This is a genomic window from Psychrobacillus sp. FSL W7-1493 (genome assembly GCF_038004905.1).
Lineage (GTDB): Bacteria > Bacillota > Bacilli > Bacillales_A > Planococcaceae > Psychrobacillus.
Genome location: NZ_JBBOSB010000001.1, coordinates 1,660,297 through 1,675,886, shown reverse-complemented (window position 1 = coordinate 1,675,886; position 15,590 = coordinate 1,660,297). Strand labels below are relative to the sequence as shown.

General features: G+C 36.9%; 13 protein-coding genes, 1 other RNA gene and 2 other annotated features (2 of these 16 only partly in view). Of the genes, 3 read left to right on the top strand and 11 right to left on the bottom strand.

The window, feature by feature from the left end; all coding sequences use genetic code 11:
- Window positions 1-108: a binding site (T-box leader), on the bottom strand (it extends 108 nt beyond the left edge of the window).
- A 38-nt stretch (window positions 109-146) separates the two neighbouring features.
- The 5 genes from recD2 to cymR are packed head-to-tail and all read right to left on the bottom strand — an operon-like array spanning window position 147 to window position 5,990.
- Window positions 147-2,591, bottom strand: coding sequence for an SF1B family DNA helicase RecD2 (gene recD2 / locus MKX96_RS08435; protein ID WP_340883188.1), 2,445 nt, complete (start codon window positions 2,589-2,591; stop codon window positions 147-149).
- A 20-nt stretch (window positions 2,592-2,611) separates the two neighbouring features.
- Entirely contained in the window at window positions 2,612-3,268 is a 657-nt protein-coding gene (locus MKX96_RS08430; protein ID WP_340883187.1) for a tetratricopeptide repeat protein, read from the bottom strand.
- Between the two features lie 14 nt (window positions 3,269-3,282).
- Window positions 3,283-4,398 (bottom strand): tRNA 2-thiouridine(34) synthase MnmA, encoded by a 1,116-nt coding sequence (gene mnmA / locus MKX96_RS08425; protein ID WP_298470374.1) that lies wholly within the window; start codon window positions 4,396-4,398, stop codon window positions 3,283-3,285.
- An 18-nt stretch (window positions 4,399-4,416) separates the two neighbouring features.
- Window positions 4,417-5,550 carry a cysteine desulfurase family protein gene (locus MKX96_RS08420; protein ID WP_340883186.1) on the bottom strand — a complete coding sequence of 378 codons (1,134 nt, stop codon included), beginning with the start codon at window positions 5,548-5,550 and terminating at the stop codon, window positions 4,417-4,419.
- A gap of 17 nt (window positions 5,551-5,567) precedes the next feature.
- Window positions 5,568-5,990: a cysteine metabolism transcriptional regulator CymR gene (gene cymR / locus MKX96_RS08415; protein ID WP_340885928.1), complete on the bottom strand. Its 423-nt coding sequence runs from the start codon at window positions 5,988-5,990 to the stop codon at window positions 5,568-5,570.
- A gap of 450 nt (window positions 5,991-6,440) precedes the next feature.
- Between cymR and MKX96_RS08410 the strand changes: the two genes are divergently transcribed.
- Window positions 6,441-7,727, top strand: coding sequence for a replication-associated recombination protein A (locus MKX96_RS08410; RefSeq protein WP_169358017.1), 1,287 nt, complete (start codon window positions 6,441-6,443; stop codon window positions 7,725-7,727).
- Between the two features lie 96 nt (window positions 7,728-7,823).
- Here the strand turns inward: MKX96_RS08410 and MKX96_RS08405 are convergent, their stop codons facing one another.
- From MKX96_RS08405 to ssrS, 3 genes are all read right to left on the bottom strand, one after another.
- Entirely contained in the window at window positions 7,824-8,018 is a 195-nt protein-coding gene (locus tag MKX96_RS08405) for a hypothetical protein (RefSeq protein WP_340883185.1), read from the bottom strand.
- A 69-nt stretch (window positions 8,019-8,087) separates the two neighbouring features.
- Complete coding sequence (locus tag MKX96_RS08400) at window positions 8,088-8,849, bottom strand: tRNA threonylcarbamoyladenosine dehydratase (RefSeq protein ID WP_298470366.1); 762 nt, start codon at window positions 8,847-8,849, stop codon at window positions 8,088-8,090.
- 358 nt (window positions 8,850-9,207) lie between these two features.
- Window positions 9,208-9,394, bottom strand: a non-coding RNA gene (ssrS, locus tag MKX96_RS08395) — 6S RNA.
- Window positions 9,395-9,629: 235 nt separating this feature from the next.
- Here ssrS and MKX96_RS08390 point away from each other — a divergent pair.
- Both MKX96_RS08390 and MKX96_RS08385 read left to right on the top strand, forming a co-directional pair.
- Window positions 9,630-10,259, top strand: a complete 630-nt coding sequence (locus MKX96_RS08390) for a LysE family transporter (protein WP_340883184.1) — start codon at window positions 9,630-9,632, stop codon at window positions 10,257-10,259.
- Between the two features lie 123 nt (window positions 10,260-10,382).
- Window positions 10,383-11,591: an MFS transporter gene (locus tag MKX96_RS08385; protein WP_340885926.1), complete on the top strand. Its 1,209-nt coding sequence runs from the start codon at window positions 10,383-10,385 to the stop codon at window positions 11,589-11,591.
- 146 nt (window positions 11,592-11,737) lie between these two features.
- On the opposite strand, the gene MKX96_RS08380 is transcribed toward MKX96_RS08385, so the two are convergent.
- From MKX96_RS08380 to hisS, 3 genes are all read right to left on the bottom strand, one after another.
- Window positions 11,738-12,013, bottom strand: coding sequence for a YqhV family protein (locus MKX96_RS08380; RefSeq protein WP_340883183.1), 276 nt, complete (start codon window positions 12,011-12,013; stop codon window positions 11,738-11,740).
- Between the two features lie 358 nt (window positions 12,014-12,371).
- Window positions 12,372-14,144, bottom strand: a complete 1,773-nt coding sequence (gene aspS / locus MKX96_RS08375; RefSeq protein ID WP_340885924.1) for an aspartate--tRNA ligase — start codon at window positions 14,142-14,144, stop codon at window positions 12,372-12,374.
- On the bottom strand, window positions 14,144-15,421 hold the full coding sequence (hisS, locus tag MKX96_RS08370) for a histidine--tRNA ligase (protein WP_340883182.1): 1,278 nt from the start codon (window positions 15,419-15,421) through the stop codon (window positions 14,144-14,146). Before hisS ends, aspS begins: the two co-directional genes overlap by 1 nt.
- A gap of 54 nt (window positions 15,422-15,475) precedes the next feature.
- Window positions 15,476-15,590, bottom strand: a binding site (T-box leader) (it continues 119 nt past the right edge of the window).

Sequence of the window (15,590 nt, the reverse complement as noted above, 5' to 3'; positions counted from 1 at the left end):
TGCACTCAGGAGTAGCTTTCCTAATTGTTATACGCTGGGGATTCTTTCAGCCAAAGGAACCCTTCTCTCTTCAGGTAACAACAGTACTTTCTCCGTCATCATGTTTTTATATGCAATTTTGATTATAATTAACAATTTGTACTATGTCAATCTGTATCTAAGAACTCATATGGGGTAATCCCCTTCATGCCTATAAGAGGATCGATTAAATGATAATTATCTGCTGACAAATATGTTGAGTCCACTTCATCAGCCTCAACAGACAATGTCTCTTCAGTACGACCTTTTTCTGCAGATACAGATGATGTAGATTTTGTCTCTATTTCTTCTTTTTCTTCATCTGATAAACGTTCTTTCAATGTAGTTAAACGCTGCAAGTCATCTGTTCGTTCAACGCCAAATTTAAATACCTCTGGATCTCCACAAAGAATTAAGAAATTTTTAGCGCGAGTAATTCCAGTGTAAAGCAAGTTACGTCTAAGCATTTTCATATAGCTTCTAGTAACAGGCATAATGACTGTTTGGAACTCACTCCCCTGTGATTTATGAACGGAGCAACAATACGCTAGAGTAATTTGATTTAAGTCATTCTTTTCATACGTAACTTCATTGCCATCAAAAGAGACAACAAGCATCTCTTTCTTCTCAACCGTTTCATTGGCTCTAAAAATAGCAACAACTTCCCCCATATCACCATTAAAAACGTTACTTTCCGGTTGATTTACTAGCTGGAGTACTTTATCGCCTATTCGATAAATTGTATCTCCAAAGGTCATTTCCTTACGTGTTCCATCGGTATTCGGATTGACCATCTCTTGAATCATTTTATTTAACGCATCTATTCCAGCAGGCCCTCTATACATAGGAGCTAGCACTTGGATCTCTCGAATGGATTGACCTTTAGACAATGCCGCCTTTAACACTTGTTCTACTACTTTAGGGATTTGTTCAGTAGTTGCCTTGATAAAGGATCGATCTTTTGTTTTAGCGGTAAGTGTAGCAGGTACACTTCCTTGTTTCATTTCATGTGCTAATTCTATAATGGAGGATCCCTCTGATTGTCGATAAATATCCACCAGTTCGACTGTTGGAATTCTTTTAGATGCCAGTAAGTCCTTTAATACCTGACCTGGACCAACAGGTGGGAGCTGGTCTTGGTCACCAACAAAAATAACCTGAGCATCCTTAGGGATAGCTTTTAAAAGCTGATGACCTAGCCAAGTATCTAGCATAGAGGTCTCATCAATAATAACTAGTCTTCCTTCAATTTCTTTACCTTCTGTATCGGTGTCCTCTTGGCCATTAAAACCAAGTAATCTATGAATGGTCATTGCAGGCAGCTCTGTAGATTCACTTAAGCGCTTAGCTGCTCTACCAGTAGGTGCAGCAAGAACAATTGGAAAAGGCTTTTGCTCCTTTGCCCATTCCTTGGGATCTAAGGACAGCCCGTGCAATTCAGAGTATAGTTCTACAATCCCTCGTACAACGGTTGTTTTTCCCGTACCAGGTCCACCCGTTAATAACGTAATATTCGAATTAAGAGCTGTTTCAATAGCCTTGATTTGTGTATTGGCATATTTAACACCAAGACGTTTCTCTAAAGGACCTAAATGCTTCTTAATTTCTTTTAAAGGAAATTGGTGAATATCTTTATCCATTAGTAAAGTTTCTACCTTGGAGCTGATGCCAACCTCTGAAAAATAGAGAGATGGAATATAAAATTTATTTACCTCTCCAACAATCCTGCTTTCCTCAGCTAGCTCTATACAACATTGTGTTATTGACTCATAAGAGATTTCCTCTCTTTGTGCATTTTCAAGCATTCTTTTAACGTCTTCTAAGAGCTGCTCAGCATATTGAAAGACATGGCCCTCACTAAGCGAAGAAGTTTGAAGTAAATGGTATATCGCTGCTTTTATACGGTCTGGATGGTTTCCTTTTATCCCGAGCTTGTAACCTAACTCGTCAGCACGTACAAAACCAACCCCCTCAACATCTTCTATTAAACGATATGGGTTTTCCGTTAACTTAGCAATTGTTTCTTCTCTATAGGCCTGATAGATTTTCATTGCAACTTGGGGACCAAAACCCCACTCATTTAGCTGAATCATAACCTTTTCTAGTCCTAAATTTTGTTCTAATGTGGCTCTAATAGTTTGTTTCTTATCTTCACCTAGCTTTGGAATAATATCTAGAGACGCTGGATCATCTAAAATTCGATTAATCGCATTTTCTCCTAGTTTCTTAACAATTAGCTCCGCGGTCTTCCTACCTATCCCAGGAAACATATCACTAGATAGATAATGAACAATCCCTGTCTCTGTTGCCGGGACCTCCTTTTGGAACGTTTCGACTTGAAACTGTATACCATACTTTGGATGATTTTTTATAACACCTGTAAATTTATACGCTTCTTCTAAAACTAACTGGGGGAAATAACCTGTAACAATTATTTCTTTATCTGTGTATGTAGTATTAGTGGATTTTATCTTTAGTTTAATAATGGAGAAAAGATTTTGCGGATTATGAAAGATAGAGACGATTGGTCGACCTGATATAAATTGTTTTTCGTTATTTATTTCATTTGTCATTTCAATCGTCTCCTAACTTCCTAATTGCGTAGTGAAATCATATCGTATACATATCTAGCTTGATCATAGTTTGGTTGTATTGTAAAAGCTGCTTTTAGATGTTTAAGAGCGCTTTCTGTGTCAGATGTAGACACTGCATATAAAACTCCCATGTTGTAATGGGCATCTGCGTTTTCTGGGTCTAGCTCTAGTATTTCTTTAAAAATTGGTTCTGCTATATCGAACATTTCAAGGCTTGCCAGAGCGATACCATATGTTAGTTTAATCTGAATATCTTGTGTCTCGTCTAATTCGTAAGCTCTTTGAAGATATGGAAGTGCAAGCTTCGTTTGATCAACCTTTTGAAAGCTTTTTCCTAGCATGAAATAAGCATCTGGACCTTCAATACCTTTTGCAATTGCTTTTTCATAAAGCTTCGCAGCTTCTTCAAAACGCTCCGTATTATAATACAAATTAGCTAGGCTATAAAAGGCTGTCGCAGCTTCGTCTAATGTGATTGCCTTTTGAAAAAAGCGTTCAGCACGTTCATTTTCATTCATAGAAGCTAGTAGGTTTCCAAAGTTTATAAAACCAATTGATTCTTCTGGATTTTCTTCAATTGCTTTGTTAAACAATTCTGCTGCTTTTTCATAATTTTCTTCTTGTATTGCTTGTATCCCTAGTTCATTGTAATTCAAATCCAATACCTCCATTAACCAACGTAATCCAATTTAAGTCCATCTTTAAAAACCTCGTCTATCGTCGCTCCACCAAGACACTCATCTCCTTGATAGAAAACAACTGCTTGTCCTGGAGTGATCGCACGAACTGGCTGATCAAATACTACACGAACACGATTTTCAGACAGTAGCTCTACGTGAACTCCGACATCTTCCTGACGATAGCGGAATTTAGCCGTACATGTAAAGGAAGATGGTTTGTCTAGCGTAGTTGTAAATGATAAGTCAGTAGCTGTAAGACTCGTAGAGAACAAGGCGTCATTATTAATATTCTGACCGACTAATAAAACATTTCTTGCTAGGTCTTTTCCGATAACAAACCAAGGGTCTCCAGCTCCACCAATACCTAAACCATGGCGTTGACCAATTGTGTAATACATTAAGCCATCATGTTTACCCATTACTTGACCGTCCATTGTTTCCATAGTACCTTGCTTAGCTGGTAAGTACTGACTTAAAAATTCTTTAAAGTTTCTTTCACCTATAAAGCAAATACCAGTAGAGTCTTTCTTAGTTGCAGTTGCTAAACCTTGTTCTAATGCTATCTCACGGACTTTTTTCTTCTCTAAATGACCGATTGGAAACATGACCTTCTCTAATTGCTCTTGGTTAAGTTGATTTAAGAAATAGGTTTGGTCTTTGTTGTTGTCCTTACCACGCAGCATTCTCGTTTGGCCTTCTTTAACTTCTACTTGTGCATAATGTCCTGTTGCAAGATAATCAGCTCCAAGTGCCAATGCATACTCTAAAAATGCTTTAAATTTAATTTCCTTGTTACACATCACATCAGGGTTTGGCGTTCTTCCCGCCTTATATTCTTCTAAAAAGTAAGAAAATACTTTATCCCAATACTGTTTTTCAAAGTTTACAGCATAATAAGGGATACCAATTTGATTACAAACCTTTATAACATCTTCGTAATCCTCTGTTGCTGTACATACACCATTTTCATCGGTGTCATCCCAGTTTTTCATAAATATACCGATTACATCGTAACCTTGCTCTTTTAGCAGATAGGCCGCTACGGAGGAATCAACTCCTCCAGACATACCTACTACTACTCTTGTATCTTCTTTTTTCTTCATCATTTAACTCACTCTTTTCAGTTATCCAAGAATAATTTTACTTATTTTATTGGCCGCTTCTATTGCTTCTTCTTTTGTATTGTTTAATCCAAAACTGAATCGCACTGAATTTCTCAGCTCAGGTGTTTTTTCACCATACATCGCTACTAGGACGTGCGAAGGGTCAATGGAGCCAGCGGTACAAGCAGAACCACTTGACGCATCAATCCCAGCTAAATCTAACTGTACGAGAAAAGTCTCAACATCTGTTTTGGGGATACTTACATTTACTACATGAGGTAGTAAATTTTCTAGTGATCCATTTATTTTAAACTCTACTCCATTTGTTTGTAATTGCTCAACAAATGTATCTCTTAACGTTCGATAATGCTCGTTGCTTTTTTCAATGTTTTGCTGCTTAATTTCCACTGCTTTTGCAAAGGCAACAATTGCCGGAACATTTTCTGTACCTGCACGTTTTTTGCGCTCCTGCTGACCACCATACAATAATGGTTTAAGGTAAATATCCTTATTTTGATATAGAAAACCGATCCCTTTTGGTCCGTTAATTTTATGGCTGGAGACACTGAGCAAATCGATATAGGTCTCTTTTACATCAATTGAAACACTTCCGTATGCTTGTACTGCATCTGTATGGAAATATGCTTGATGATCCTTTAATATGCTGCCAATTTCTTTTATAGGTTGAATCGTTCCTACCTCGTTATTGGCAAACATAATGGAAACTAAAATAGTATCTTGTCTTAAAGCTTTTTTCAAGTCATCTATACTGATTAAACCTGTTCGATCAACCGGTAAGTAGGTTATTTCAAAGCCTTCTTTTTCAAGCTGCTGACATGCATGCAAGATTGCATGATGCTCAATCTGTGTCGTAATAATATGTTTACCTAAAGCTTTACGGGCATAGGCAGTGCCGAATAATGCGTAGTTGTCTGCTTCTGTCCCACCACTTGTTATAGTTATTTCAATTTCTTGTGCTCCAATAGATTGAGCTAATATTCTTCGAGCATCATCTAATTTTTTTCGAGCAATTCTTCCTGTTTGATGGATACTTGATGCATTGCCATAAACATTATTTATCTCTTCTACTAAAGTATGGACAACTTGCTCTGCCATAGGTGTTGTTGCAGCATGATCTAAATATATTCTATTCATAGTGAACTCTTAACTCCTTATATATAAAACATGTACCCTTCCAAATCAGGGTTTTCTTCTGTGTATTTGGACAAATCTTCAATCGTTGTCGTATCAAGCACATTTTTAACTGCATCACGAATTCTTAACCAAAGCTCGCGCTGTGCTGCTGCTTCCTCATCTATACCTTCTACAATTTGAATTGGACCCTCTAATACACGAATAACGTCGCCAGCAGTTATCTCGTTTGGCGCTTTAGACAGCATATAACCACCATATGCTCCTCTAACGCTTTTTACTAAGCCAGCATTACGTAGGGGTGATACAATTTGTTCTAAGTAAGCTTCAGATAAGGAGTGCTCCGTAGCAATTTGTCGTAAAGCATGTGGACCTTCCCCATACTGTTTCCCTAAAGCTACCATGATGGTAAGTCCATACCGACCCTTTGTTGAAAATTTCAACATTTTCACCTCATTTTAATTTAACAAATTACTTATTTGATCATTCTTAAGTATAATTTTTGCGTTTAATGTTATATTCATCAGGGTATAAAAAATTCTTTCCCTAGTATAGCATAACTCATAGGGCTAACGACTTCAAAATGACTTTTAGTCCCATCTTCTATATAATAAAGGAACAAATGTACGTTTTAAAGTACAAAAAATCATTTGTTTCTTAAATGTCTAAGTTAAAATAATAAAAATGCAACTAGCTGAAGCTTTTAATTTACTGAAATAGCCAAATATATTCTAAAGTCAATTACAATACTTTGTTTTATCACCGTTCGGAGGGATTTATCACCGTTCAGCAGGGTTTATCACCGTTCGCGCAGTTTTATCACCGCTTAGGCTTAGCCTGAGCCACAAATAAAAATAATCTTGATAAATACATAGAAAAAGGAGAGATTCGTTTTGCAAAATGAACCGTTAGCCTATCGAATGAGACCACAAACAATAGATGAAATTGCAGGACAGCAACATGTAATTGGTAAAAATACAGCTCTATATAAAATGATTATCAATGGACATGTTCCCTCCATGCTCCTGTACGGAGATCCAGGTGTAGGCAAAACCTCTTTGGCTTTTGCCATAGCTGGAACAACCAAGCTCCCTTTTGTAGCCTTAAATGCAACTAAAGCTGGTAAGAAAGACGTGGAGGATGTTGTTGCAGACGCAAGAATCAGTGGAAAGATTATATTATTCTTAGACGAAATTCACCGATTCAACAAACTACAGCAAGATACTCTTTTGCCACACGTTGAAAATGGTTCTATCATTCTGATCGGTGCTACAACGGAAAATCCTTTCCATGACGTCAATCCAGCGATCCGCTCCCGTTGTGGAGAGATTAAACAGTTGAAGCGGCTTACTACGGAGGATGTAGACGTTCTTCTAAAAAGAGCTTTAGAGGATAGCGTTAAAGGTCTCGGTAAAACCCCTATAAAAATTACAGAAGAACAACTATTAAAGATTGCAGATGCCTCGAATGGTGATGCTCGTAAAGCTTTGACTCTATTAGAATCAACTATTTTTGCAAGCTTTGAAGAAGATGGTATTACCGTAGTAGAAGATTCTACGCTGGATAGCCTTATTGATCGAGTAGGTGTATTTGGAGATAAAAAGGGCTCTCACTTTTATAACTTATTATCAGCCCTTCAAAAATCAGTGAGAGGTAGTGATACGGACGCAGCTTTATATTATCTTGCACACCTTTTAGAAAATGGGGATTTGGTAGCTGTCAGTAGAAGACTTTTGGTGATGAGCTATGAGGATATTGGACTTGCCAATCCTGCAGTAGGACCACAAGTATTAGCCGCAATTCAATCAGCAGAAAGACTAGGGCTTCCGGAAGCACGTATTCCACTGGCAAATGCAGTAGTTCTAATGTGCTTATCCGAGAAATCCAACTCTGCGTATGTAGCACTCGACAAGGCGATCAGCAGTATCCATGCGGGTAAAACCGGGGATATTCCAAGTCATTTAAAAGATACTCATTACGCTGGTGCGAAGGAACTTGGGCATGGTGGCTATGTATATCCTCACGATCATAAAATAGGAACGTTCGGTGGTTGGGTGAAACAAACCTATCTTCCAGATAATTTAGTCGGTACAAGATTTTATGATCCGATAGATGCTGGCGAAGAAAAGCGATTGGCAGCTATTTATAATCGTTTAGAGAACTTTAAGAAGGAAAAATAAAGTAAAAAGAGAACACGAGTCATAAAAATTTAAAACGCTACCGAAAACATCGGTAGCGTTTTGTTTTGTCTCATCTTTTAAGCATGATTATAAGGATTATACACCCATTTTTCTGCGTGTATTGCTTACCTTTTTAGTTTGTTGACTTTTCATTTTTTGATTAGCTGCTGGACCAGCCCCTTTTAAGTTACCGCCACCAGCTTGGTTTTTCTTTTCTTCTAGCTTTTGTTTAACAGCTTCTTGAAGAGTCATTTTTTTCTTTGGCTCTTCCTGATTTTTTGTTTCAGTCATTTTAGATTCCACCTCGTTTGAAATGTGATTAGTTTTAGTATAAGTGATGTAAAAAAAACTGCAACCTATTTACTGCACTCTATTAATTGTAATATTTTTTGTAATGTCATTTATTACCCAACTAGCACAAATTAAACCTACCACAGACGGCACAAATGCATTAGAGGAAGGTGGCATCTTAGCTTTACGGATAGCAGCATCTGGCTTTCCAACTGTTTCTACTACATCTTCTCTCACTACAATAGGACTTTCATCTGAAAATACAACGGGAATTCCTTTTGTAATACGATCTTCCTTACGTAACTTTGTACGTATTACTTTTGCAAGTGGATCGGTATGTGTCTTAGAAATATCAACAATTTTAAATCTCGTTGGATCTGTTTTGTTGGCAGCTCCCATACTAGAAATTATTTTAATACCACGCTTTAAACATTCTTTCATCAAATGAATTTTATATATTATTGTATCCGATGCATCTATAACATAATCAATTTTCATATCAAAAAATTGTTCATACGTTTCTTCGGTATAGAACATATGCATATCAATTACTTCACAATCTGGATTAATGTCTGCGATTCTTTCTTTCATTACCTCAGATTTTGATCGTCCTACAGTAGACATGTAAGCTACTAATTGACGATTTATATTTGTTATATCCACATTGTCCTTATCTACTAAAATAATTCTACCCACACCACTTCGGGCGCATGCTTCCGCAGCAAATGATCCAACGCCTCCTACACCCAAAATAGCTACTGTTGTATTCTTTAACAGCTCTACTCCTTCTCTTCCTATAGCAAGTTCATTTCTAGAAAATTGATGTAACATAAAAAACACTCCATTTATATAAGATTAGTTGGTTTTATCTTTTCACTACTCAAATATTATCACATTAGTTCCAGTCAAGTGCTATTCTATTAATATTTTACCCTTGAAAATTTATTATAAACGATGGAGTGTACTATGGTACACAGATAACCTATTTACTAAATTCACTAATTTTATAGCGTTAGGAAATGCTAAATTGGATTAAAGGAATTCTAATTTGCAGTTTATTTTTATATTACTAAATTTGCTTAAAAGTTTTTGCGAATATGATTGTTTTTGTACGAGCAACTGTCTCTGAAAGTTATTATTCATTCCACTAAAAAAGTCCCCTGAAAATACAGGGGACTTTTTTAAATAGACGAATCCCAATCGTGCCGACTAATAGTGCTTATCGTTTTGAACCCGCACAGAGCAGGTGGGTGTCCTCTTTACTGTCTTTGAAGTCCCTAACTAGAGGGCATGTCATCAACAATAAAAGTCAGACTCCCGACGATATAATTGTTCGGTCAAAACTGATTGGCGTTTCGCGAACACATCAGGATTCGTATTACTTGTATAATAGCATATCCCTTTTAAAACTTCAATGAATATACCATGATATTATTTGACTATTCAGAATCATGAAGGTTAGTAGATATATCATATATAACACCTTTCTTCCATATCCTTACCCTTCTTTCACACTTACAAACGTCGATAAAAATACTCTATAAAACTAGTCCTAGATATCCTTGTCTATGAATAATATACATAGACAAGACTTTAAACGGAGGGCTCTATGTGAATTCACTAACCACTTATTTTATATTAGGTATATCGTTGGCTGCACCAATCGGCCCTGTAAAGGCAACCTTGCTGAACACTGGCATAAAAAATGGGTTTTTTCATGCTTGGTTTTTTGGTTTAGGAGCAATTGCAACTGACATTCTCTACATGTTAATGGTGTACTTTGGTGTCGGACAATTTATTGACAATCCAATGATGAAAACGTTTCTTTGGTCTTTTGGATTTTTTGTCCTCATGTACACAGGGATTGAAAACTTGTTAACGGTAAATAATATTTCTATGGATGCAAAATATCGAAAGGTCGTAAGGTTAAGACATTCCTTTCTATCTGGGTTACTTATGGCTCTATTGAATCCTTTGACTATTTTATTTTGGCTTGGAATTTATGGTTCCATACTTGTTGGAGGAGCAAGTGGATCTTTATCAGGGATTGAGGTTATTTTGTATAGTATTACTATCTTATTAGGAATTACACTTGTCGATCTGACGATGGCTACTATTTCTAGTGGGTCTAGAAAATTACTATCTACGCCTCTTTTAAAAACTGTATCCATCATCTCTTCTATTTCCATGATAGGTTTTGGTATATACTTCGGAATTCAGGCTTACTATTCTTTATTTTAAACAAGAAGTCAATTCTTATAAACATATGCATAAAAAAATCCCTATAGGAGAACATACCTTTATTCTATAAAAATTGAGGTGTGTAGGTTGGGGAAGAAAGATGAAAATCTTATCGTAAGCAAGATGACTATTATTAGTATAGCTTCGATTCCATTAGTGATGACACTGGGGAACTCCATGCTTATTCCCGTGCTTCCAATACTGGAGAAAAAGGTAGATATTAGTTCTTTTCAATCAAGTATGATTATAACTAGCTACTCAATTGCTGCCATCATTCTTATTCCAGTCGCTGGCTATTTATCTGATCGATTTGGGAGAAAGAAAATTATATTGCCTTGCTTACTTTTAGCATTGATCGGTGGTCTTATAGCTGGAATGGCCTCCTGGAAAATGGACAGTCCTTACATGATGATCATTATTGGTAGGGTTTTGCAAGGTATGGGTGCTGCCGGTGCTATGCCGATTGTCTTGCCTCTAGTAGGTGATTTGTTTAAAGATGACCCCGAGAAGACAAGCTCCACCTTAGGTCTGATTGAGACATCCAATACTTTTGGTAAAGTTTTAAGCCCTATCCTAGGTTCAGCTATAGCTGCTGTATTATGGTTCTTCCCATTTTTCTCTATCTCTATTTTTAGCGCCATCGCCTTCATACTCATATTATTTTTCGTTAAAGTTCCTAAAGGAGATAACGAAGAACCAGATAAACTTAAGGAATTCTTAAACAAGGTCAAGGAAACATTTAAAGCTGAAGGTAAGTGGTTAACCTCGGTATTTTTAAATGGAATATTTGCGATGTTCGTTCTTTTCGGGGTTCTATTTTATCTATCAGAAATATTGGAGAAAATTCATGATATTAAAGGAATTAAAAAAGGGTTTGTATTAGCCATTCCTTTATTATTCTTATGTATTGCATCCTTTATTACTGGCAGAAAGATCAAGGGACAATTAAAAACGATTAAACGTCTAATGATTATTACACTCATCGTTGCTTCGGCAAGTGTTGTATTTATAGGATTTGTAAAAGACAGCATCTTTTTGTTAATCGCCGTTTCCAGCATTCTTGGAATCGCAATTGGTGCCATCCTTCCTGTTTTAGATGCGATTATTACTGAAAACATAAAAAAAGAAGAACGAGGAACCATTTCTTCCTTTTACAGCTCTGCTCGTTTTTTAGGAGTAGCAGCAGGACCACCTATCCTATCATTAGTCATGAAAAACTATATCAATCCTTTTTATATAGGCTGTGGTGTTCTAGGAATTATACTCACGTTTCTTGTCTTTAAGCTGGTTAAAGTTAGTGAAATCGAAAAAAAAGATGAAAAGCCCGCTTAAAATATTGTTAAATATAAAAATAAAACCGATAATGCCTTCAAGTTATCGGTTATTTAATAAATCCTCAAAAAAATTAGCACCAACTTCCATTCTCACTATTGAGAAGGAAACATGTGCTAGTTTTTTTAGCTTATAATTTGATAAACTCATTTTGAATTTACACTAAAGAGTATTAATAAAATACCTGCGAATAGGCATACGATTCGAGTCATAGATATTTTATCCGCTAATCCCATTAAACCTATACCTGTCGTAACGATCAAAATGCAAGGCCCTACTAGTGCAAGCATTGAATTAATATAGAATGCTTTTTCTAAGTCATTAAACTTTAGCATAAACATGGCTGCAGTAATTTCTATGCTACCAGATGCAAGTCTTAATAAAATTATAAAGAGTAATGCCTTTTCAATAACTCCAATCATCCTCCCAATTATGTATAATCTCTTAAAAGTATATGTGACCTCATCTTAAATTATTTTAGTTAGATTTTGTTATCTTCCAATTTTTATTTAGTTTTAGTATTTGGAAGAGTGTTTTAGGTATTACTTTCTCTACTTTTAATTGTGTCTTCACTTATTAGGTATCACTTTCTCTTCTTTATGTTGCACTTCCCTCCCTCTTACGTGCGGCGCCTCATTGTGATTTAGGTGTCATTTCCTCTACTTTTAGGTGCGATTCCCGCTGTTTTAAGAGGAACTTCCTTCCATCCCCTATATTTAAACTCACAAATAAAAAAACACCTTTTAAGCATAAATTTCATGCTTAAAAGGTGGTAACTATTTATTGTTCTTTTTTATTTAAGCTTAACTGTAGTTCATCAAGCTGTGCTTCTGCTACTGGACTTGGTGCTTGTGTCAGTAAGCAGCTAGCACTTGCTGTCTTAGGGAAAGCAATTGTATCACGAAGATTTGTTCTTCCGGATAGAAGCATAACTAAACGGTCTAATCCGAATGCTACTCCACCGTGAGGAGGTGTACCATATTCAAACGCCTCCATTAAGAATCCAAACTGAGCTTTTGCCTCTTCGTCAGAGAATCCAAGAATCTCAAACATTTTTTCCTGTACTTCTCTTGAATAAATACGAAGAGATCCGCCACCTAGCTCATAGCCATTTAAAACAAGGTCATAAGCTTGTGCTTTTACTTGGCTTGGATCAGTTTCCATTAACGGCAGGTCTTCGTCAGCAGGACGTGTAAATGGATGGTGGGCTGCGTAATAACGTCCTTCTTTTTCATCATACTCGAATAGTGGCCAGTTCACGACCCATAGGAAAGCATAACGACTTTCATCGATTAGCTTTAAATCTTTACCAAGCTTCAAACGTAACGCTCCAAGTGCATCTGCAACTACTGATTTCTTGTCAGCTACAAATAGCAATAAATCTCCTGCTTCAGCAACTAGAGTTTGAATAAGCGTACTTGCCGCTTCACCTTCAAAGAATTTTGCAATAGGCCCTTTAATGCCTTCCTCGTCAACTTTAAGCCATGCAAGACCTTTTGCACCATAACGAGATGCATATTCTCCAAGGGCATCAATATCTTTACGTGAATAGTTATCTGCTGCTCCTTTGACGTTAATAGCTTTAACCTGGCCGCCAGCTTCTACTGCAGATGCAAATACTTTAAAGGAGCTATCCTTCACTTGCTCTGAAAGATCTGTTAACTCTAAACCAAAACGAACATCTGGTTTATCTGATCCGAATCTTGCCATTGCTTCGTCATAATCCATTCGTGGGAATGGAATGCTAACATCTACTTCTTTAACATCCTTCATGATCTTTTGCATCATGCGCTCATTCATCTCAAGAATTTCATCCATGGACAGGAAGCTCATTTCCATATCAATTTGTGTAAATTCTGGTTGACGATCAGCACGTAAATCTTCGTCACGGAAACAGCGAGCAATTTGATAGTACTTTTCAAATCCTCCAACCATCAGCAACTGTTTAAACAATTGTGGAGACTGAGGTAAAGCGTAAAACTCTCCTCCATGTACACGACTTGGTACTAGGTAATCTCGAGCTCCCTCTGGCGTAGATTTTGTTAAGATTGGTGTCTCTACTTCAAGGAATCCTTCATCGTCTAAGAAACGTCTAACTGTTTTTGTAATATCTGAACGCATTTTAAACGTGTCATACATCACTGGTCTTCTTAAATCTAGATAACGATATTTTAAACGGACATCTTCCCCTGCGTCTGTTTGATTTTCAATTGAAAAAGGAGGATTTTTTGCCTCGTTGATAACGGAAATTTCATTTGCTTGAACCTCAATTGCACCAGAAGGGATGTTGCGGTTTATTTGATTTTCTGCACGTGCAACGACATTCCCTTTAATTTCAATGATAAATTCGTTTCGTAACGTATTTGCCACCTGTAGAGCAGTTTCTGAAATTTCTGGATTAAATACAACTTGCACAATACCAGTACGGTCTCTCACATCAACGAAAATTAGTCCGCCCAAATCTCTTCGTTTTTGAACCCAACCGATTAGTTGAACCGATTCACCTATATGTTGTTCGTTTAGTTGTCCACTTGTATGCGTTCTGTTCATGATTATTTTGCCTCCGTTAATTTTTTAACTTCATCTATTAAGGATGTAAATGGTACTAGCTGTTGAGTCCCGGTAGTTAAATCTTTCAACATAACACTTTGTTTTTCGAGTTCATCTTCACCGATTACAATCACTGCTTTTGCTTTTAATCGGTCCGCTGATTTCATCTGAGCCTTTACTTTACGGTCTAAATAGTCCATATCAGCAGAAATTTTGTTTTGACGCAGCTCAAAGGTAAGCTCCGTCACTTTTTTCTTAGCTTCCTCACCCATAGCCACTAGGTAAACATCTAGTGAAGTATGGTCTGGAAACGCAATTTTTTCTGCCTCCATCGCCAGTAGAAGTCTTTCAATACTCATCGCATAACCGATACCCGGAGAATCTGGCCCACCTAGCTCCGCTACTAAGCCGTTATATCTTCCTCCACCAGCTAGCGTAGTGATTGCACCAAATCCCTCAGCAGTACTCATAATTTCAAATGCAGTGTGATTATAATAGTCTAGTCCTCGTACTAAATTAGGATCTACCTCGAACTCAATATTTAACGTGGTTAAGTATTGTTTTACTTTTTCAAAATATGCTGCAGATTCTTCATTTAAAAAATCTGTTAAAGATGGTGCTTTTGCCATCAAAGGATTGTTACGATCTACCTTACAGTCTAAAATTCGCAGTGGATTTTTTTGCAATCTATTTTGGCAATCAGAGCAAAATTCCTCGATATGCGGTTCAAAATGGTTCACTAAAGCTTCTCTGTGAGCGATTCGGCTTTCTGTATCCCCTAGTGAGTTAATCACTAGTTTCAAGCTTTTTAAACCAGCTTTTTTATAGATCGACATAGCTAGAGATATTACTTCAGCATCGATTGCTGGGTCAGCACTACCGATTGCCTCCATACCAAATTGAACAAATTGACGATACCTACCAGCTTGTTGACGCTCATAGCGGAACATAGGTCCCATGTAATATAGCTTTACTGGCTGATCAGGATATCCGAACATCTTATGTTCTACAAATGATCGTACAACTGATGCTGTTCCTTCAGGTCTTAACGTAAGTGATCGATTTCCTCTGTCCTGAAACGTGTACATTTCTTTTTGGACGATATCAGTTGTATCTCCTACTCCTCTAGTAAATAGTTCAGTATGCTCAAAGACAGGTGTTCTAATCTCTTTGTAGTGAAACATACGACACTCGTCTCTTATTAAATCTTCTACTATCTGCCACTTTGCTGTTTCAGATGGCAAAATATCTTGTGTTCCTCTTGGTAATTTAATATCCATTATGTTGGACTCCCTTCAAATACAAATAAAAAAAGCCCTCATCCCTTGCATATAGCAAGGGACGAGAGCTTTTAAGCTTCCGCGGTTCCACCCTAGTTGGTTAATATAATTAACCCTCTCAACGCTGGATAACGGCCAGATCCGTTTTTGCCTACTAAAGAATACTCTT